Source organism: Microcoleus sp. BM001215392 (assembly GCF_036700185.1).
In the GTDB taxonomy this organism is placed as follows: domain Bacteria; phylum Cyanobacteriota; class Cyanobacteriia; order Cyanobacteriales; family Microcoleaceae; genus Microcoleus.
The window spans coordinates 1-18,640 of sequence record NZ_JAUBOJ010000101.1; the positions used below are offsets into that span (position 1 = coordinate 1).

15 protein-coding genes are annotated in these 18,640 nt (G+C 46.3%); 11 read left to right on the forward strand and 4 right to left on the reverse strand.

What is annotated here, in order from left to right; all coding sequences use genetic code 11:
- Positions 1-171: 171 nt before the first annotated feature.
- Positions 172-1,332 carry a CobW family GTP-binding protein gene (locus tag QT974_RS13385; RefSeq protein ID WP_333468978.1) on the reverse strand — a complete coding sequence of 387 codons (1,161 nt, stop codon included), beginning with the start codon at positions 1,330-1,332 and terminating at the stop codon, positions 172-174.
- A gap of 603 nt (positions 1,333-1,935) precedes the next feature.
- Entirely contained in the window at positions 1,936-2,337 is a 402-nt protein-coding gene (locus QT974_RS13390; RefSeq protein WP_333468964.1) for a fasciclin domain-containing protein, read from the reverse strand.
- A 232-nt stretch (positions 2,338-2,569) separates the two neighbouring features.
- Between QT974_RS13390 and QT974_RS13395 the strand changes: the two genes are divergently transcribed.
- The 7 genes from QT974_RS13395 (at position 2,570) to QT974_RS13425 (ending at position 11,472) form a co-directional block, all read left to right on the forward strand.
- Positions 2,570-2,755, forward strand: a complete 186-nt coding sequence (locus tag QT974_RS13395; RefSeq protein WP_333468965.1) for a hypothetical protein — start codon at positions 2,570-2,572, stop codon at positions 2,753-2,755.
- Between the two features lie 26 nt (positions 2,756-2,781).
- Positions 2,782-3,819: an aldo/keto reductase gene (locus QT974_RS13400; RefSeq protein WP_333468966.1), complete on the forward strand. Its 1,038-nt coding sequence runs from the start codon at positions 2,782-2,784 to the stop codon at positions 3,817-3,819.
- A 1,064-nt stretch (positions 3,820-4,883) separates the two neighbouring features.
- A complete protein-coding gene (locus tag QT974_RS13405) occupies positions 4,884-6,176 on the forward strand; it encodes a glycosyltransferase family 1 protein (RefSeq protein WP_333468967.1) in 1,293 nt (430 codons plus the stop codon).
- A 113-nt stretch (positions 6,177-6,289) separates the two neighbouring features.
- Positions 6,290-7,516: a UDP-galactopyranose mutase gene (gene glf / locus QT974_RS13410; protein ID WP_333468968.1), complete on the forward strand. Its 1,227-nt coding sequence runs from the start codon at positions 6,290-6,292 to the stop codon at positions 7,514-7,516.
- Between the two features lie 104 nt (positions 7,517-7,620).
- Entirely contained in the window at positions 7,621-7,977 is a 357-nt protein-coding gene (locus QT974_RS13415; protein ID WP_333468969.1) for an STAS domain-containing protein, read from the forward strand.
- 251 nt (positions 7,978-8,228) lie between these two features.
- Positions 8,229-10,109, forward strand: coding sequence for a glycoside hydrolase family 2 protein (locus QT974_RS13420; RefSeq protein ID WP_333468970.1), 1,881 nt, complete (start codon positions 8,229-8,231; stop codon positions 10,107-10,109).
- A gap of 247 nt (positions 10,110-10,356) precedes the next feature.
- Positions 10,357-11,472, forward strand: a complete 1,116-nt coding sequence (locus QT974_RS13425) for a beta-glucosidase (protein WP_333468971.1) — start codon at positions 10,357-10,359, stop codon at positions 11,470-11,472.
- A gap of 143 nt (positions 11,473-11,615) precedes the next feature.
- Here the strand turns inward: QT974_RS13425 and QT974_RS13430 are convergent, their stop codons facing one another.
- Entirely contained in the window at positions 11,616-12,050 is a 435-nt protein-coding gene (locus QT974_RS13430; RefSeq protein WP_333468972.1) for a hypothetical protein, read from the reverse strand.
- Between the two features lie 536 nt (positions 12,051-12,586).
- Between QT974_RS13430 and galT the strand changes: the two genes are divergently transcribed.
- Together galT and QT974_RS13440 are read left to right on the forward strand one after the other, a co-directional pair.
- On the forward strand, positions 12,587-13,672 hold the full coding sequence (galT, locus tag QT974_RS13435) for a galactose-1-phosphate uridylyltransferase (RefSeq protein ID WP_333468973.1): 1,086 nt from the start codon (positions 12,587-12,589) through the stop codon (positions 13,670-13,672).
- A 125-nt stretch (positions 13,673-13,797) separates the two neighbouring features.
- A complete protein-coding gene (locus QT974_RS13440; RefSeq protein ID WP_333468974.1) occupies positions 13,798-14,898 on the forward strand; it encodes a M24 family metallopeptidase in 1,101 nt (366 codons plus the stop codon).
- A gap of 53 nt (positions 14,899-14,951) precedes the next feature.
- Here QT974_RS13440 and QT974_RS13445 read toward each other — a convergent pair whose 3' ends face one another.
- On the reverse strand, positions 14,952-15,965 hold the full coding sequence (locus QT974_RS13445; protein ID WP_333468975.1) for an AraC family transcriptional regulator: 1,014 nt from the start codon (positions 15,963-15,965) through the stop codon (positions 14,952-14,954).
- Positions 15,966-16,393: 428 nt separating this feature from the next.
- On the opposite strand from QT974_RS13445, the gene QT974_RS13450 reads away from it, so the two are divergent.
- On the forward strand, positions 16,394-17,290 hold the full coding sequence (locus tag QT974_RS13450) for an NAD(P)H-binding protein (protein ID WP_333468976.1): 897 nt from the start codon (positions 16,394-16,396) through the stop codon (positions 17,288-17,290).
- Positions 17,291-17,580: 290 nt separating this feature from the next.
- Positions 17,581-18,540: an SDR family NAD(P)-dependent oxidoreductase gene (locus QT974_RS13455; protein WP_333468977.1), complete on the forward strand. Its 960-nt coding sequence runs from the start codon at positions 17,581-17,583 to the stop codon at positions 18,538-18,540.
- Positions 18,541-18,640: the final 100 nt, after the last annotated feature.

Below are 18,640 nucleotides of genomic sequence, written 5' to 3' on the forward strand. Positions count from 1 at the left end.
TCTGACATCTGCGGTTTCTGTATCGATCGAAGACTTATGCAATTCAAGTCTAATTAACATCGGTTTGATCGTTCGGACTTTAGTCCTCTGATAATGCGGACTAAAGTCCGAACGATCAAACCTTTATATCTTGGTTTTTGCAGCTAAGTTTCTCGGCTTATTTTTTAAGCTTTAGTTTTTCCCAAAACCTTTGCCGCGATTGGGTGCAGGCATACACAGACAGTTTTCGATTTGCGATCGCAAAGTCTCGATATCCAAACCCTGACCGATGAGAACAAGTTGATTTTTGGGTTCACCTTTCCACTGGTCGTCATCCATTGAAAATCGCTTACCGCTCAAGTGAAAAATATGCCGTTTCGGACTTTCCTCAAACCACATAATCCCTTTCGCGCGAAACACGTTTGTTGGCATTTGGTTGTCTAAGAAATATTGAAATTTTCTCAGAGAAAACGGCTTGTCGCTTTGGAAAGAAATTGAGGTAAATCCGTCATTTTCTAAATGGTCGGAGTGGTCGTGATGGGCGTGGTCGTGATGGGCGTGGTCGTGATGGGCGTGGTCGTGATGGTCGTGATGGGCGTGGTCGTCATGACCGTGGTCGTGATGGTCGTGATGGTCGTGATGGGCGTGGTCGTCATGACCGTGGTCGTGACTGCTATGAGTTTCCTCAGATTGGAAGTATTTGTCAGATTCAAACAATCCGACACTGAGGACAAGCGGCAGGGGAACTTGCGATTTTACCGTTCGCAGAATTCGAGCACCTTGTTTGACATCGCGAATCTTAACTTCCAACAAATCTAAATCTGCTTCTTCAACCAAATCTGTTTTGTTGAGGATAATTATATCGCCGTAAGCTATTTGATTGTAAGCTGCTTCTGAGTTGAACAAATCTAAGCTGTAGTTTGCCGCGTCTACTACTGTAACTATTGAATCTAGACGGGTCATGTCCCGCAGTTCTGTACCTAAAAAAGTCATCGCTACTGGCAGCGGGTCGGCTAGCCCGGTGGTTTCGACTACTAGATAATCGAGATTTTCTTGACGTTCTAAAACTTTGTAAACGGCATTCACCAAATCTTCATTAATAGTGCAGCAGATGCAGCCGTTGTTCAGCTCAACCATGTTGTCGTCGGTGGTGACAATCAGTTCGTTATCGATGCCGATTTCGCCAAATTCATTGACCAAAACTGCTGTTTTCAAGCCTTGCTGGTTGGTCAGGATATGGTTGAGCAGGGTTGTTTTGCCGCTGCCGAGAAATCCTGTAATGATGGTAACTGGTAAGCCGTGTTTGGGAGCGTCCATCGCCGGTTCTGTCTCGAACCCAGTTGTAGATTGCATAGCTTGACTGTCCAATAATGTCGATCGCACTTTCGTTGTGTTTCTCATTGTATCTTATTTAAGCCCAGCCCCCATCAAACCGATTTCTGCGAGAAATTGCAGGTTTCGTGGCATCGCACCTACAAACGCGCTTGGCTTGTAGCCTGTTTTTCCCGTAATCCAGCGCATGATAAATTTGGGGCAGATTTTCGCAGTCCCCGCCGCGCAGCTATCATGGGCTGGAATCGACCAATTTCCGCTATATAAAAATTTTCAAATAACTTTAATTATCGACCTGGGTAAAATATTTATTTTTAAACTAAGTAAATACACAAAAAAATACCGCCAGCTAAAAAACTAGCCGTGTATATCTTCTTCCTTCTTCCTGAGGACTGATGACTTCGCGACCGAGCAAAGCTAATGACTACCCTTCGACTTTGCGAGGGGGTAAAATGACTAATAATGTTCGCTCGGGGGGACAGCAAAACATGACTAATGATTAATAATGTTCGCTCGGGGGGGACAGCACTACTAATGACGGCAGGACTAATGACTAAAATAGGGCGGTGGCTAACAACAGCCACCGCCCTCAAGATAGTATTATTAGACTATCTAAATCTTTGCTTACGCAGGAAGCAAGACTGCATCGATGATGTGGATGACACCATTATCAGCAGCTACATCGGCTGCGGTAACGGTAGAATCATTGATTTTGACGCCATTGGAAGCATCAATTTTCACTTCAGAACCTTCAACTGTCTTGGCAGATGTCAGCTTGACTACATCAGCAGCCATGACTTTGCCAGCAACGACATGATAAGTCAAGATTTTTGTGAGCTTAGGAATGTCCTTAAGCAGTGCCTCTACAGTACCTGCGGGAAGCTTAGCAAAAGCTTCGTCTGTAGGAGCGAAAACTGTGAAGGGGCCGGCGCCTTTGAGAGTATCTACTAAACCAGCGGCTTTAACAGCAGCAACTAGGGTTGTAAAAGAGCCTGCCGAAACGGCGGTATCAACGATGTCAGCCAAGTGAGTCACCTAGGTTTTGTATTCTGTAAACTACTATAACGCTAAAAAGTTAATTTAGGTACATATTTTTGGCGATCTTTTTCTGGTTTTCTGATAGAAAAAGCCAGATATTTTTGAAGAACTTATCTGATAAAATACCTATCTTTAGATAGATGAAATTTACCATGTTTTACTGTATTTTTTATGCAAACAATGTGATGCTAAATACATCGCACCCCTGGGCGATCGCGCGATGGACGATCGCATCCCTGGGCGATCGATCCGAGTAAAAGTCACGGCGATGGTGCTGGGGCCCGCCAGCGACGACATTTTGACTGACTTACCAACATACTCAAGATCGATCGCCCAAAAAATCGTAGCGAATCAGCCGGCCCCGACAGATGCCAACAGTTGGGCAAATCCCGATCTAGACTGTTAACAGCCATGAACTAACGGATGGGTGACATGAGATACAAACTACTAGGTCACAGCGGACTTCGGGTTTCCGAAATCTGCCTCGGAACCATGACTTTTGGGGAAGACTGGGGTTGGGGCGGTTCCTACGACGAAAGCCGTAAAATGTTTGACGCCTTTGCTGAAGCAGGCGGCAATTTCATAGATACCGCGAATCTCTACACCAACGGTACCAGCGAAAAATATGTCGGCGATTTCATCGGGGGCGATCGCGAAAAATGGGTAGTTGCTACTAAATATAGCCTCAACATGAAAAATGGCGACATCAACGCTTTCGGCAACCACCGCAAAAATATGGTACAAGCAGTAGAAGCAAGTTTGAAGCGATTGCAAATTGAATACATAGATTTGCTGTGGCTGCACGCTTGGGACTTTACCACACCAGTGGAAGAAGTAATGCGCGCCTTTGACGATTTGGTACGGGCGGGCAAAATTCTCTATATCGGCATTTCCGATACGCCAGCTTGGATTATTTCTGCTTCAAATACGATCGCATCCCTGCGCGGTTGGACAGCATTTATCGGCTTGCAAATCGAGTATTCTTTAAAAGAGCGAACTCCCGAACGGGATTTGCTACCGATGGCCAAAGCGTTTGATATTGGCGTCACAGCTTGGAGCCCCCTAGCAGGCGGCTTGCTGACGGGAAAATACAACATTGCAGAAACCGCCGGCGAAGTTAAACGGCTCAATTCACCTGAATCAGGAAAAATTAGCGAACGCGACCTAAATATAGCGGCCCAAGTTGCCAAAATAGCAGCCGAAATTGGTAAACCTGCCTCTCAAGTAGCCCTAAACTGGCTGCGCCAGCAATCAATCGATGTGATTCCAATTATCGGTTCGCGGAAACTCTCGCAACTTCAAGAAAATCTCGCTTGTTTGGAGTTTGAATTAACCCCCGAACAAATGCAGCAGTTAGACAAAGTAAGCGCCATTGAATTAGGTTTTCCCCACGATTTCTTGAAGAGTTCGATGGTGCAAGATTTTGCCTTTGGAGGGGGAATGGCCAAAATTGACAGCCACCGACTGTAAAGCTGCTGGTATCTTCCTGTCGCGGGTTTGCGCAGATATTGACGAACCCGCCCGCTTGAGTGATGCTTGAGATTTGTGCTCTGGGCGTGAATTGAACCTCGTGCCCAGAGCACCCATATCATCACCTTGATTTCTCGATCGCGACTCCCCTAAAATCCTAGTTTATCCTCGCTATTACCAGAAAGAATTGGTTTAAAGCCGGAACCAGGGAGAAATTAAAAGACTATTGATTGCTCCAATCCTCTTGCTTCTAGGTTGAGGTCGCTCTCAACAGTCAACTGAATGAATTGGTTTCTGGGGTATTGTTGAGAAGGCTGCCAGATGTGAGATTAAAGCCAATACATAAACTATTATCTGAAAATCTATCTGAAGTCAGAAATCCCTTCTAACAAAATGTATATTAAAATACAAAACTTGAACTCGGCGAGCGAGTCAGTTTAAAAAAGACGCGGTTTTTCAAATCAAAGAACTACAAAAAAACGCGCCAGCGAAGCTATCCTAAAGAAAGTCGCAAATTTTATGTTTTCTCCAAATAAAGCGCTAAAACTCGCTCAGTTTTAACACCTGTTTAAAAAAACAATGCAACGGTAGGCAAGCTTCAAAGCCTTAATTCATAAGTCATTCCCAATTATTCAATCTCAAATCTCAAATTTCAAATGGCATAACCGCATACCTGCCAGTTAAGAATAATTTTACAAGAGCGATCGGCATTTTAACGGCTTTTGAACCAAGGGTGCAAGCTAGGCGTGCCTTGAGATCGAAGTCATCCTTCAGATAGAAGTAACGGCAGAAAAATTGGGTTACAGTTAACAACAATAGCAAGTCTAAGAATATTAACTTGTCTCCAGTTTCACTTTTGAAAAAAGCAGATAAGCGTGTTTTTATGCAGCAAAGCAAATGCTTAGCTTTGCCCTACGAATGCGGCGCTTGCTCGTCAATAAAAATTCTCACATCCCTCCTTGCAAATTTTAGTAAGACACTGCTGAGAAGGGTATATCATTGACAATTTTGCATCGCTAAATCTTCCCAGACCGCTGTTAATTTACAAATTATCGAGGCTAATTATGTCCCCCCCACAAACACCAGGAAACAGTAATTATAATAATAACGGTAGAGCATGGGAGATCCGATTTACTTCAATAGATACAGCAAAATCGCCCTCTCAATTTGCTCCCTCGGCCGCCAATTTATCAAAAGCTGCTGCTTTAGATGCACCTGATTTAGTTTGTCTGTCTCATTTGCGGTGGAATTTCGTCTATCAGCGTCCGCAACATCTCTTGAGCCGCTGTGCTAAAAATCGCCGCGTATTCTTCGTAGAAGAACCTGTTTTTATTGCGTCCGGGGACTGGCGGCTTGATGTCAGCATTCACGAAACGGGAGTCTGGGTGATAGTACCGCACCTTAGCGAAGAAATTAGCCAAGAAACTGCACAAACTGCTCAGCAAGCCATGCTGGACGATTTTTTTCAAGCAGCAGAAATTAGCCAGTACATCCTCTGGTATTACACGCCCATGGCTGTCAGTTTCACCAACCACTTAAAGCCGCTAGCTGTAGTCTACGATTGCATGGACGAACTGTCAGCATTTCACGGCGCGCATCCGGATTTAAAAGCAAATGAAACCCAACTTTTAAAGCGCGCCAGCGTCGTATTTACAGGCGGGCACAGCCTCTACGAAGCAAAACAGCACCAGCACTCAAACATTCATGCTTTCCCCAGCAGCATCGAAAAAGAACACTTTGCCACAGCCAGGAATCTTTCAGAAGAACCGGCCGATCAAAAAGACATTCCTCACCCGCGTTTGGGATTTTTTGGCGTCATAGACGAACGCATGGATATCGAACTGCTGCGCGGTATTGCTGAAGCGAAGCCGGACTGGCATTTAGCGATCGTTGGCCCGGTGGTGAAAATCGACCCAGCCACTCTACCAACTAACCCAAACATACACTATCTTGGCGGCAAATCTTATCAAGAACTGCCCGCGTATCTTGGCGGGTGGGATATAGCAATGCTGCCTTTTGCGATTAACGAATCGACTAAATTTATTAGTCCTACGAAAACTCCCGAATACCTCGCTGCCGGCAAACCGGTGATTTCTACTCCGATCCGCGACGTGGTGCGCCCCTACGGAGATAACGGCTTGGTTCGGATTGCGAGCAATGTGGCAGAATTCGTTGCTGCTGCTGAAGAAATTATGGGCGAAACTGCGGAAGCTCGCGCCAAGTGGCTGAGCGAAGTGGACGGCTTTTTAGCAGACAATTCTTGGGACAATACCTGGGGCGAAATGCTGCGGTTGATCGAAATTGCGATCGAAAGTAAGAAGTCAGTTGGCAGTTGGCAGTTGGCAGTTGGCAGTTAATAGTTGGTAGTTGGGAGTTGCTACTAATAACTAATAACTAATAACCATTCCCCATTCCCCATTCCCCATTCCCCATTCCCCATTCCCCATTCCCCATTCCCAGAGGTGTTTTCATGTTTGACTATTTAATTGTCGGAGCCGGATTTGCAGGTAGCGTGATTGCCGAAAGACTAGCAACTCAGGCGGGAAAAACAGTATTGATAATTGATACCCGCAACCACATCGGCGGCAACGCCTACGATCGCTACGACAATCACGGCATCCTCGTTCACAAATACGGCCCCCACATTTTTCACACCAATTCGCGCCAAGTTTTCGAGTACCTTTCGCAGTTCACCGAGTGGCGGCCCTACGAACACCGCGTCCTCGCCAGCGTTGACGGTCAACTGCTGCCAATTCCCATCAATCTCAACACCGTAAACCAACTGTACGGACTTAATCTCACATCATTTGAAGTAGAAGATTTCTTCGCGAAAGTAGCCGAACCAAAGGATTACATTCGCACTTCCGAAGATGTCGTTGTCAGCAAAGTCGGCCGCGAACTTTACGAGAAATTCTTCCGCAACTACACTCGGAAACAGTGGGGAATGGACCCGTCGGAACTCGACAAATCGGTGATTGCGCGCGTCCCCACCCGCACTAACCGGGACGATCGCTATTTCACCGATACCTATCAAGCAATGCCCCTGCACGGCTACACTCGGATGTTTGAAAAGATGCTTTCTCACCCAAACATCAAGGTGATGCTGAATACCGACTACCGCGAGATTGAGGGTTTTATTCCTTATGGGGAAATGATTTACACCGGGCCGGTGGATTCCTATTTCAGTTATTGCTACGGGAAACTGCCTTACCGTTCCTTGGAATTCAAGCACGAAACGCTCAACGTACCGATACACCAAGCAGCACCGGTGGTAAATTATCCGAACGAGCATTTATATACTCGTTGCACCGAGTTTAAATACCTCACCGGACAAGAGCATCAAAAAACGAGCATTGTCTACGAATATCCGCAAGCTGAGGGAGACCCTTACTACCCGGTTCCGCGTCCGGAAAATGCGGAAATTTACAAGAAATATAAGGCTTTGGCTGATGCGACTCCGGGAGTTTCTTTTGTGGGAAGGCTGGCGACTTACAGGTATTACAACATGGATCAAGTTGTCGCTCAAGCTTTGACAACTTACACTCAAATTACGACCAAGCCAGTCATTGAATTGGTGGAAAATCTTAAAAGTTCTGCCTCTAACTTAAGCTTGTCAAATTCCGGGGCCGAGATGCCAGGGATAGCTTCTGTAGAAGTCGCCACTGTCAACGGAAACGGGAAATGTGCTAGCAACTAAGTAACGTGATTTGGTAATGGCAAAAAGGTAAGGTGCGGCCGCGCGCACTATACTCGGCTTTACTGAAAAGTTGTGTAACAATTCAAACTATGGTTGAGGTGAAAATGAGCGTTCTGGTTAAAATAATTTTGTCTCATGAGGTTTTGGAAAAATCTCAATTTTATAAGTTTCAGACAGAAATAGAGCGCCTAATTGAAAGCGGTGGCAAAATTCTGATGCTGGATTTCTCAAAGATAAATTTCCTGAAAAATCCCGAGTTAATGGCTGTAGTGGCGATCGTCAAATTAGTTAGAGACAGCGAATGTATACTCTTGATATCGGCGATGAGCCAACAAGTGAGAATGCTGTTTGAACTAACGGGGCTAGAACAAATATTTCAGTGTTTGCCGCCTGCGGAAGACGTTCAGGTCACAAGTGACCTAGCTGAACCTTTAGGAGATTTGCAAACTGTAGCTACCTAAACTTTGCAGTCAAGACTCAGGCTGCTTGTAGCGCAGGGTGGGTCAGTGAGAATGATAGCTTAATTTTCAGTGCTGTTAGCTGACTGACGCACCCTACAAGTTTAGAAAAGCCGGACAGAAGACCAAGTAAAGCTCAGGCTGTTTGAAGTCGAGAAATTTAATTTTTTAACGAGAAATTAGCTGGCAAAAAACTTGGGAAAGTGGGGGTAATTGTCGCTAATCTATAAATATAACTTAGGGTAGATGTGCCGATGAGTTGGTTAGGTAGAGAAGTAGAAAATTGCGATATAGAAGAGTCTTTCACTTTAGACAGCAAGGTGACTGTTCAAGGGCGGAAAACAGGTTATCCGCGCCCCCAATTGCGCCGCAGCAACTGGATTTGTCTAAACGGTGAGTGGAGGTTTGCTTATGATGATGCGGGACGCTGCGTGCAGCCGATCGACATTACGGACTGGAGTCACACTATAGAAGTGCCGTTTGTTCCCGAATCAATCAAAAGCGGGATCGGCGACACGAATTTTCACGCTAACTGCTGGTACGATCGCGAATTTGACGTACCCCACACAGAAAGCAGAGTTCTCCTCCACTTCGGCGCCGTAGACTACCGCGCCCGCGTCTGGGTAAACGGTCAGTTTGTCATCGAACACGAAGGCGGGCACACTCCTTTCACCGCAGACATTACAGCAGTTGTTAACCCCAAAGGCCCGCAGCGGGTGACAGTCTGGGCCCAGGACGACCCGCAAGACTTGGCAAAACCGCGCGGGAAGCAAGATTGGCAAGTGGAACCGCACAGCATCTGGTATCCGCGCACAACTGGCATTTGGCAGACGGTATGGGTAGAATTGGTGCCTCATACTTATATCGATCGCATCCGCTGGACTCCGCAGTTTGAACGCTGGGAAATCGGTTTTGAGGCGTTTGTCGCGGGCGATCGCCAATCCGGGATTCAAATTAAAGTTAAACTGTCGATCGGCTGTATGCTGCTGGTCAACGACACCTACGAAGTCATCAACGGCGAAATCCACCGCCGCATCGCCCTTTCAGATCCGGGAATCGACGACTACCGCAACGAACTGCTGTGGAGTCCGGAAAAACCTACATTAATTAACGCACAAATCGAGCTGTGGGCTGACGGCAAACTGCTCGACGAAATTAAATCCTACACCGCGATGCGGACTGTCAGCATTCAGCGCGATCGCTTCATGCTGAACGGCCGCCCCTACTACCTGAGACTGGTACTCGACCAAGGTTACTGGCCCGATACCCTGATGACGGCCCCTTCCGACGAAGCCTTGCGCCTGGATGTGGAATTAGTCAAAGCAATGGGCTTCAACGGCGTCCGCAAACACCAGAAAATCGAAGATCCGCGATTTTTGTACTGGGCCGACGTGCTGGGGCTGCTAGTTTGGGAAGAAATGCCCAGCGCCTACCGCTTCACTCCCAAGGCCGTTGACAGGTTGACGCGGGAGTGGACGGAAGCGATCGATCGCGACGCCAGCCATCCCTGTATCGTAGTCTGGGTGCCCTTCAACGAATCTTGGGGAGTGCCCAATTTAGTCGAAGCGCCCGCCCACCGCAACTACGTACAAGCGCTGTATTTCCTCACCAAAACCCTCGATCCGACTCGCCCCGTCATCGGTAACGACGGCTGGGAAAGTACAGATACCGACATCCTGGCGATTCACGACTACGACAACAACCCGCAAACTGTAGCCAAGCGCTACGGGCCCGAAGTTCAGTTAGTCGATTTGTTCGATCGCGGGCGTCCCGGCGGGCGAGTCCTCACCCTCGACGGACACCCGCACCAAGGACAGCCCGTGATGCTGACCGAATTCGGCGGTATCGCCTGCGCCGGCCGCGAAAACCCCGATTTTCACAGAGTTTGGGGCTACGTGCGCGCGTCGGACACCTCTGAGTTGCAACACCGCTACACCGCGCTGTTGAAGGTGGTAAACCGAGTGGAAATGTTCAGCGGATTTTGTTACACGCAGTTGACTGATACTTTCCAAGAAGCTAACGGTTTGCTGTATGCCGATCGCACTCCCAAATTTCCCATAGAGGCGATCGCGGCGGCAACTCTCGGTTGGGATATTCCCGAAGAAACTTCGCAGCAAACTGCAACTCAGTGCTAATTGGGAATTGGGCATCGGGCATCGGGCATGGGGAATTGGGAATTGGTGATTGGTGATTGGTGATTGGTAATTGGTAATTGGTGATTGGTGATTGGTAATAATTGCCCGCAGTTCCAAGTTATTGGATATAACAAGTCTCAATTATTTATGAACCTCTTCCAATGCCCTATGCCCTATGCCCTATGCCCTATGCCCTATGCCCTATGCCCCATGCCCAATGCCCCATTACCCATTACCCATTCGATTGATGTTTCAAAGTTTTTTCATGGGCGGATTTGAGTGCTCTACCCACAAATTGCGATCGGGAAAACGCCTGGATGTCACAGCGGCCACCGGCCACGATAAATTTGCAGTCGCCGACTACCAACGCTTGCAAGAACAGGGCATTTACACAGTCCGCGAAGGCCTCCGCTGGCACTTAATAGAACAGTCGCCCGGAAAATACGATTTTTCCAGTTCTCTGCCAATGATCCGCGCCGCCCGCGACACCAAAATGCAGGTAATTTGGGATTTGTTTCACTACGGCTGGCCCGATGATATTGATATTTTCAGTCCCGAATTTGTGACTCGGTTTGCAGATATGGTGCGCGCTTTTATGCAAGTTCTGACTGAGGAAACCGACCAAACACCTTTCGTGACACCTGTCAATGAAATTTCATTTATTGCTTGGGGCGGCGGCGATGTCGCTTACATCAATCCTTTTGCTAGAGGGCGGGGAGACGAACTCAAAATTCAGTTAGTCAAAGCTGCGATCGCCGCGATAGAATCAGTTTGGGAAGTCAATCCCCGTACCCGCATCGTGCAAATCGACCCGGTAATTAACATTATTGCCTCTCCTGACAAACCCGAGGATCGAGACCTTGCGGAAGGTTATCGCTTATCTCAATATCAAGCTTGGGATATGTTGGCGGGACGCTTTCGCCCGGAGCTCGGCGGCCAGGAAAAATATCTCGATATTATTGGGGTGAATTATTACGATCGCAATCAGTGGATTCACAATGAAAATCCGATGAAATACACCGATCGGCTGTACCGCCCGTTTAGCGAAATGCTGCAAGAAGTTTTCGATCGCTACGGCCGCCCCTTATTCGTAGCAGAAACAGGCACTGAAGACGATTTTAGACCTGTCTGGTTTAATTATGTGTGCACTGAGGTAGCGGTGGCGATCAAAGCCGGAGTGCCGATCGAGGGCATTTGTTTGTATCCGATTGTCAACCATCCGGGTTGGGATGACGATCGGCACTGCTACAATGGTTTGTGGGATTATTGCGATGAAAAGGGCGATCGAGAAATTTACCAGCCTTTGGCGGATGAATTGCAGTTTCAACGGCAGCAGATTGAACCGCTGGTGAAGCAGAATTGACGATTGCTTCTGTAGGGTGCGCACTGCGCACCTTATACTAAATCTGCGTTAAAAATTTCCGAGTTCGATCGCTTACACTCAGATGATAGGATGTCTGCCGAATTAACTATAATTCAGCCTGGATGATGTTACGGCACAAGTGCTTAATCTTTCTCGATCTCAGTCAGCACCAGGGCTGAATTAAATAAATCCTCAGTCGATAAGTTCATTTCCTTACTGATTAATTGCATTGCTTTACCAATTCCACAAACAACAATGCAAAAACGACGAATTTTGGGTTCAACTTCCCGATCGTTAATGGTAAGTAGAGTTGATTTATACCAGTCTTCAAAGACTTTTATTGAGAGAGCAGAAGCCATATCACCAGGGAAATCAGAAAGTAAAAAATCCTTAGCAACCGTTGGTGTAAAATTTAGTTTTGCGAATATACGACTGCTCCAGTTAAAGTTATGGATTTTCCAGTATTCTAAGCAGGCTTGGCGAATTAGAACCTCATCAAATTCTGAGTAAAAAAGTTTGGGTGTTGAAGGAATCACTTCTTGATATTTTCTACGAATTCGTTTCAAATCATTGTTCATAACTTTTAGCCTCTGCTGACAACCTAAATAATACTTGCCTTACCGATCGCCTAAACAATGTCTTTTTTTGCACTGTTGCTAAATAACTCCATATAAAGTTACCTGCCGATCTTCCGCTACAAAGCTAGCTGTTTTTTCCGAAAGATTGGGATTCATTACCTGCGAATAGTAGCCTCCTCACCTTCAGAAATTCCCATCATAGAAAAGTTTGACATCAATGGTAATGGTTCAAACTAAGGAAAGTGAGCTTTAAAGCATCAGCTTAATGTTAAACCCTCAGTGCCGCAATCCGGCAGGGAATGAATTCCCTGCCTCAAAGCGAAAGTCCTCTGAAGAGGACTGAAGAACTTATTAGTCCTCTTCAGAGGACTTAAGCTATTAGCCAGGGGTTTAAACCCCTGGCGGACTTTCGGCTTACGTTGCTACTCCTAACTAAACTTATCAACATAATTTCCCACTTTAGATAGGGGCGAATTCTCCAACCACAAAGCTATACTCCTAAAATCTACTAAGAGCGATCGCCCGCCCCAACAAAAATGTACGCCCAAACATTGCAAAAACCAGACGGCCGCCCGCTGACACTCTACAGCCGCTACCCAATCCCAGAAGGAATCGCGGCCGTAAGTCCCAGCAATGAACCCGTACAAGCAAACCCGCACTTTCGCTGGCATCCTTTGCGGGGAGAATGGGTAGCATACGCCAGCCACCGCCAAGGCCGAACATTCATGCCGCCGCCGGAATACAACCCGCTTGCTGCTACAATTAATCCCAAATTTCCGACAGAATTGCCGCGGGGAAAATACGATGTAGCTGTTTTTGACAACCGCTTTCCATCGATGACTTTGCAGGCCAAAAACGCCCCTCAAAATATTGTGGAAACTCTGCCAGCTAAGGGCATTTGCGAAGTCGTTGTTTTCACTCAAGATCCGCTGGCTTCCCTCGGTTCTTTGGAGTTATCTCACTTGGAATTGCTGTTAGAAGTATGGGCCGATCGCACTTCAGTTATCGGCAGCAATCCCGAAATTCAATACGTCTTGCCTTTTGAAAACCGCGGCGTCGAAGTCGGAGTAACTCTGCACCATCCCCACGGTCAAATTTACGCTTATCCGTTCGTGCCTCCGGTGCCCGCGCGGATGTTAGAATGTCAGTCGGTTTACTATCAAAAAAACAATTCCGGTTTGCTGCAAGATTTGATTCAAAAAGAGATTGCTGACAAACAGCGAATTCTTTATTTAGACGAAGAGGCGATCGCCTTTGTGCCCGCTTGCGCCCGCTACCCCTACGAAGTTTGGATTGCGCCGATCGCACCAACTGCCACATTTATCGATCTTACCGAACCACAGCGCCAATCCCTCGCTAAAGCCTTAAAAACAGTCACCCTCAAATATGACGGTTTGTGGCACCGCCCGTTTCCTTACTTGATGGCTTGGTTTCAAGGGCCCACAGATGGGAAACCGCATCCAGAAGCGCACCTGCACGCTCAATTTTATCCGCCTTACCGATCGAGCGATCGGCTAAAATATCTAGCAGGAACCGAACTCGCCGCCGGAATGTTTGCCAACGACGCATTACCCGAAGAAAAAGCCAAAGAATTGCAAGCAGTATCTGTCAATCTATTTTAGATTTTAGACTTTAGATTTTAGATTGAGGAAATGCTGACTAAAATCATTAATTTTCTTCCTGATTTATGACATCCATTACATCCGTTACATCCGTTACATAATCCGTTGCCGAACTTTTTTCATCTATGATAAACTCATTAAACCAAGAAGTCGATCGCAAACTTGAATTCATCCGCAAAACCTTAATCGAAACCGGAGCGAGATCCCTGCGGTTGCGAGGCACAGATTGGTTTGCATGGGCGACAGCGGGCGGTTCCAACACAGTATTGCTAACCGCAGAAACCGGAGTTGCAGAAATATTAATTACCGCCGAAAACGCTTGGGTACTGACAGATGAAATCGAAGCCCAGCGCTTGCAAGACGAAGAATTGCCACCCAACTTTCAAATGCACATCTATCCTTGGGCGGATGTTGCACAGCGCGAAGCTTTTGTCCGAGAAATTACTGCGGGCGGTAACGTGATGAGCGATCGCCCAATTCATCATCACGAAACTGCGATCGTCGCATCTTTACAGTCTCGCAAACAGACAATGATGTCAAGCGAACTAGAGCGGTATCGGCGAGTCGGGCGTTTAGCCAGCGAAGCGATGACAGAGGTACTTTCGGCGGCTAAACCGGAATGGACAGAATATCAGCTAGCGGGTGCCGGTGCAGAAGCTTTGTGGGCGAGAGGCTTGCATCCAGCCCTGACGTTAGTTGCTGGAGAAAGGCGTTTGCCGCTATACCGCCACGCCACCGCTACCGCCGAACAAATCGGGAAGCAAGCTATGTTAGTATTCTGCGCGAGAGGATGGGGTTTGTATGCGAATTTAACCCGATTTGTCTGTTTTGGTTCTCTTGAAAAACAGCATTCAGAATTGCACCGACAAGTCAGAGAAATTGAAGCTGCTGGCTTGGATTCGTGCCGCCAGGGAGTATCGCTGAATGCGGTTTATGAGACGCTAAAAACTGCTTACGAACAGCAGGGATATCCTCAAGCAATTTGGGAACACCATCAAGGCGGAACTACTGGATATTTGGCGCGGGAAATTGTGGCAAATCCTGGTACTTCAGATGTTTTAGCAGAAAATATGGTTGTGGCTTGGAATCCGAGTTTGTCGGGAGCGAAAATTGAGGATACGTTTGTAGTTTCCAGCGATGGGAAGTTGGAAAATTTGACATTCGATCGCAATTGGCCGAGTGTAGAAGTAGAGGGCAGGTTGCGTCCGGTGCCGCTGGAAATATAGGTCGATCGACTGTTTTGAATTTAACCGATCGCTTTTGAAACCTAACACCTCACTCAAGTCATGCGCAAGCGTTCAATATCCCTAATCGGCGGCGCACCGAACATCCGAGAATATTCGCGGCTGAACTGTGATGGACTTTCATAGCCCACCTGATAAGCCGCATTCGCTGCATCGGAGTTTTCGGCAAGCATCAGGCGACGCGCTTCTAACAGTCTTAACTGCTTTTGATATTGCAGCGGACTCATTGATGTCACTGCTTTGAAATGGTAATGGAAAGACGAAGGAGACATACTAGCTTGTGCTGCCAGGCTCTCAACCCGCATCGGTTGGGCAAAATCAGTCTTAATCAGTTTGAGTACCTCAGCGATGCGCTGCATATTGCTGCCAGATGTGGCAATTTGACGGACAGCTTCGCCTTGTTCACCAATTAAAAGACGATAATAAATTTCGCGGATAATCATCGGTGCGAGGATAGGGATATCCTGTGGCGTATCCAAAAGTCGTGTCAATCGTAGGGCGCAATCGAGCAATGGTGTATCGGCGGTGCTGACGAATAAGCCTCTAACAGAATTCTCTTTTTTAGTCAAGCTTGAGCTGGTTTGGGCAGTGATAATATCGCAGAGTTGGCGAGGGTCTAAATTGAGCTTAAAGCCTAAATATGGCTTTTCTGGAGTTGCCTCTACCACAAATCCGCTCACAGGCAAATCAACCGAAACAACAAGATATTGAGACGCGCCATAATGATAGGTTTCCTCACCCAGCAACGCTTTCTTTTTACCCTGAACGAGAATAGCGAAAATCGGTTCAGTGACACCATGCAAGCAGACAGGAGCAGCAGATTCTCGCTGAAATTCCAACTTATCTATAGCTGTTTTATGAAAACCGTTTCCTTTGCCTTCGGTGTGCCGAGTTACTAATGTCGCCAATTCTTGACATTGATTGGCGATCCTCTTCGAGGGCTTTCCTTCGGATCGCTTCGCTAACGCTAACGCATCTTGGTTTGTTACCTGGTTGAGCATTTCAATCGTCATGGTAGTTTTTTGATTGATTTGACCATTCTCTTTCAATAGACATCTCCTATAATTCTTGTGGAACAGGCAGGAAAGCTTGTTCAAGACTGGCTTTTTAGGAGCTTTCTAATCATTATAGACGATCGCGATCGGCTCATCAAACCTGCATTTGGAGGATTAGGCAATAAACTGCGAGGTCTGTGTATTTAAGATTCTTGTTCTTACTCATACTATGAAGACATCTGAATAAAACAGTCAAAGGATAAGGCAATGACAGCAGACAAGCCAAAAATCGCCTCTTTACTATCGGCAGAAAACAGATGGGTGAATGCACAGAGAATTGAAGTCTCTGGCGGTCAATTTATTTGACAAATCAAGCAGAATTGTCTGCAAGTTTTAGATCGTTTACTTCCCGAGGCTGTGTAGCGCAATCAACGCTATCTCAAAAAACTCAACACAACGCAACAAATGAGAGAGGCCGATCTATGAAAGTTATAGTAACAGGTTCGTTAGGAAACATCAGCAAGCCACTGACAAAAGACTTGGTGCAAAAAGGTCATACGGTGACGGTTATTAGTAGCAATGAGGAAAAACAAAAAGACATTGAAACATTGGGAGCCACGGCCGCCATTGGCTCGCTGGAAAACGTTGATTTCCTTGCAGCGAGTTTTACCGATGCAGATGCGGTGTATTGTATGGTACCGCCAAACAACTACTTCGATCGCAACCTTGATTTGTTGGCATATTATCGCAGACTCGGCAATAACTATGCACAAGCCATCGGGCAGTCGGGCGTAAAACGTGTGGTTAACCTAAGTAGCATTGGTGCTCATTTAGATCGAGGCTCAGGGATTTTACTTGGTGCTCGCAATGTAGAGAAGATTCTGAACGAACTATCATCAGATGTAGCCATTACTCATATACGTCCCACTTCTTTCTACTACAATTTATTTGGCTATGTAGATACGATAAAATCGGATGGTTTTATCGCAGCAAATTACGGTGCAGATGACAAGATACCATGGGTTTCTCCTATAGACATTGCTGCTGTCATTGCCGAAGAAATAGTAACACCGCTTGTTGGCAGAAAAGTCAGGTATGTAGCAAGTGAGGAACTTACGGGTAACGAAACTGCACGTATTTTAGGTGCGGCAATTGGCAAGCCTGATTTGCAATGGATAATTATTACCAACGAACAAATGCTAAGTGGTTTAGAAGCCGCCGGGATGAATCCACAAATTGCTGCTGGTTTAGTTGAAATGTATGCCAGTCTTCATAGCGGTTTATTAGCAGAAGATTATTACCGGAACAAACCAGCGGTTATGGGAAACGTAAAACTGGAAGATTTTGCAAAGGAATTTGCTGCTGCTTTTGAAAGTTGATTTTCTTTAATAATTGTTCGACCAAAGTCTGTTTATTCATGCTTGGAATGCAAGACGAGCATGACTGGTTTAAACAGTTGAGAGTTGACAGTTGACAGTTGACAGTTGACAGTTGACAGTTAATAGTTGACAGTTAGACTGTTTATGGTGAGGGGTTTGGGGATATATTCATGAGCTTAATGATGTCAATACTGATGTGGCGGTTGCTATAACAACCCGCTTGCACCCGACCGTAGAAAAGTAGCTGTCCAATTTTATCGTCAATCTTCTTAATGCACAGGATGAAAACTATGCAAGCTTTAACCAAACCAAGCAAATCAATCATCATTACAGGCGCCAACAATGGACTAGGTTATTATTGTGCTGAGGCGATCGCCCGATCTGGTCAAGATTGGCAGATTATTATCGCCAGTCGAAACCTGCCCAGAGTCGAGGAAGCCGTTCGCAATCTGATTGCTGAAACCGAGTATCCACACATCGAAGGTATGGCGATCGATTTGGCATCTCTAGCATCCGTTCGCCAGTTTACACAAGATTTCATAGCTGGAGAACGTCCACCTTTACAGGCGATCGTTTGCAATGCCGGAATTCAAATCGTTTCAGAAACGCTTTACACAGAAGATGGTTTTGAGATGACATTTGGTGTTAACCATCTGGGACATTTTCTACTCGTCAATCTGATGCTGCCACATTTAAGCGATCGCTCTGGCATAGTTTTTGTCAGTAGCGACACGCACAATCCAGATGTAAACACTGGAATGCCTCACCCGCAATATCAAAATGCAAAACTTCTCGCATTCCCGAACGACAATCACAATAACACAGATATCGGAAACACGGGGCGAAGACGCTATACCACTTCCAAACTCTGCAATATTTTTTGTACTTACGAGCTGTCACGTCGCTTGCAAAAGCAGCAGTTGAATATTACAGTGAATGCTTTCAATCCAGGTTTGATGCTCGATACGAAGTTGGCACGAGATTATAGTCAGGCGGAACTTTCTGCTCTAAGTAAAACGATTTCACAGTCTATTTTGGAGAACGCCAGAGACTCTAAAACTATGGGCAGTCTTCTGGCCATACTTATTCTCGATCGCTCACTGGATAACATCACAGGTAAATATTTCGATGGATTTGATGAAATTAAATCTTCTGATGAATCCTACGATGAGCAGAAAGCTACCGAACTTTGGGAGTCCAGTATGGAATTGGTAAATTTTTTACCTAGAGAAGCAACTCTCTTGCAATAAAGCCAGCAATTCCAAAGTTCAGTTTTGAATATATAGCAATCCTAAATCAGTTGTGAATTTCTTACTCCCTCCCCTTAATAAGGGGAGGGTTGGGGTGGGG

Excerpts from the sequence above, each read along its gene's own strand:
- QT974_RS13385 (WP_333468978.1), bottom strand. The coding sequence starts at position 1,332 with ATGCAATCTACAACTGGGTTCGAGACAGAACCGGCGATGGACGCTCCC.
- QT974_RS13395 (WP_333468965.1), top strand. The coding sequence starts at position 2,570 with ATGGACGATCGCATCCCTGGGCGATCGATCCGAGTAAAAGTCACGGCG.
- QT974_RS13400 (WP_333468966.1), top strand. The coding sequence starts at position 2,782 with ATGAGATACAAACTACTAGGTCACAGCGGACTTCGGGTTTCCGAAATC.
- QT974_RS13405 (WP_333468967.1), top strand. The coding sequence starts at position 4,884 with ATGTCCCCCCCACAAACACCAGGAAACAGTAATTATAATAATAACGGT.
- glf (WP_333468968.1), top strand. The coding sequence starts at position 6,290 with ATGTTTGACTATTTAATTGTCGGAGCCGGATTTGCAGGTAGCGTGATT.
- QT974_RS13415 (WP_333468969.1), top strand. The coding sequence starts at position 7,621 with ATGAGCGTTCTGGTTAAAATAATTTTGTCTCATGAGGTTTTGGAAAAA.
- QT974_RS13420 (WP_333468970.1), top strand. The coding sequence starts at position 8,229 with ATGAGTTGGTTAGGTAGAGAAGTAGAAAATTGCGATATAGAAGAGTCT.
- QT974_RS13425 (WP_333468971.1), top strand. The coding sequence starts at position 10,357 with ATGTTTCAAAGTTTTTTCATGGGCGGATTTGAGTGCTCTACCCACAAA.
- QT974_RS13430 (WP_333468972.1), bottom strand. The coding sequence starts at position 12,050 with ATGAACAATGATTTGAAACGAATTCGTAGAAAATATCAAGAAGTGATT.
- galT (WP_333468973.1), top strand. The coding sequence starts at position 12,587 with ATGTACGCCCAAACATTGCAAAAACCAGACGGCCGCCCGCTGACACTC.
- QT974_RS13440 (WP_333468974.1), top strand. The coding sequence starts at position 13,798 with ATGATAAACTCATTAAACCAAGAAGTCGATCGCAAACTTGAATTCATC.
- QT974_RS13450 (WP_333468976.1), top strand. The coding sequence starts at position 16,394 with ATGAAAGTTATAGTAACAGGTTCGTTAGGAAACATCAGCAAGCCACTG.
- QT974_RS13455 (WP_333468977.1), top strand. The coding sequence starts at position 17,581 with ATGCAAGCTTTAACCAAACCAAGCAAATCAATCATCATTACAGGCGCC.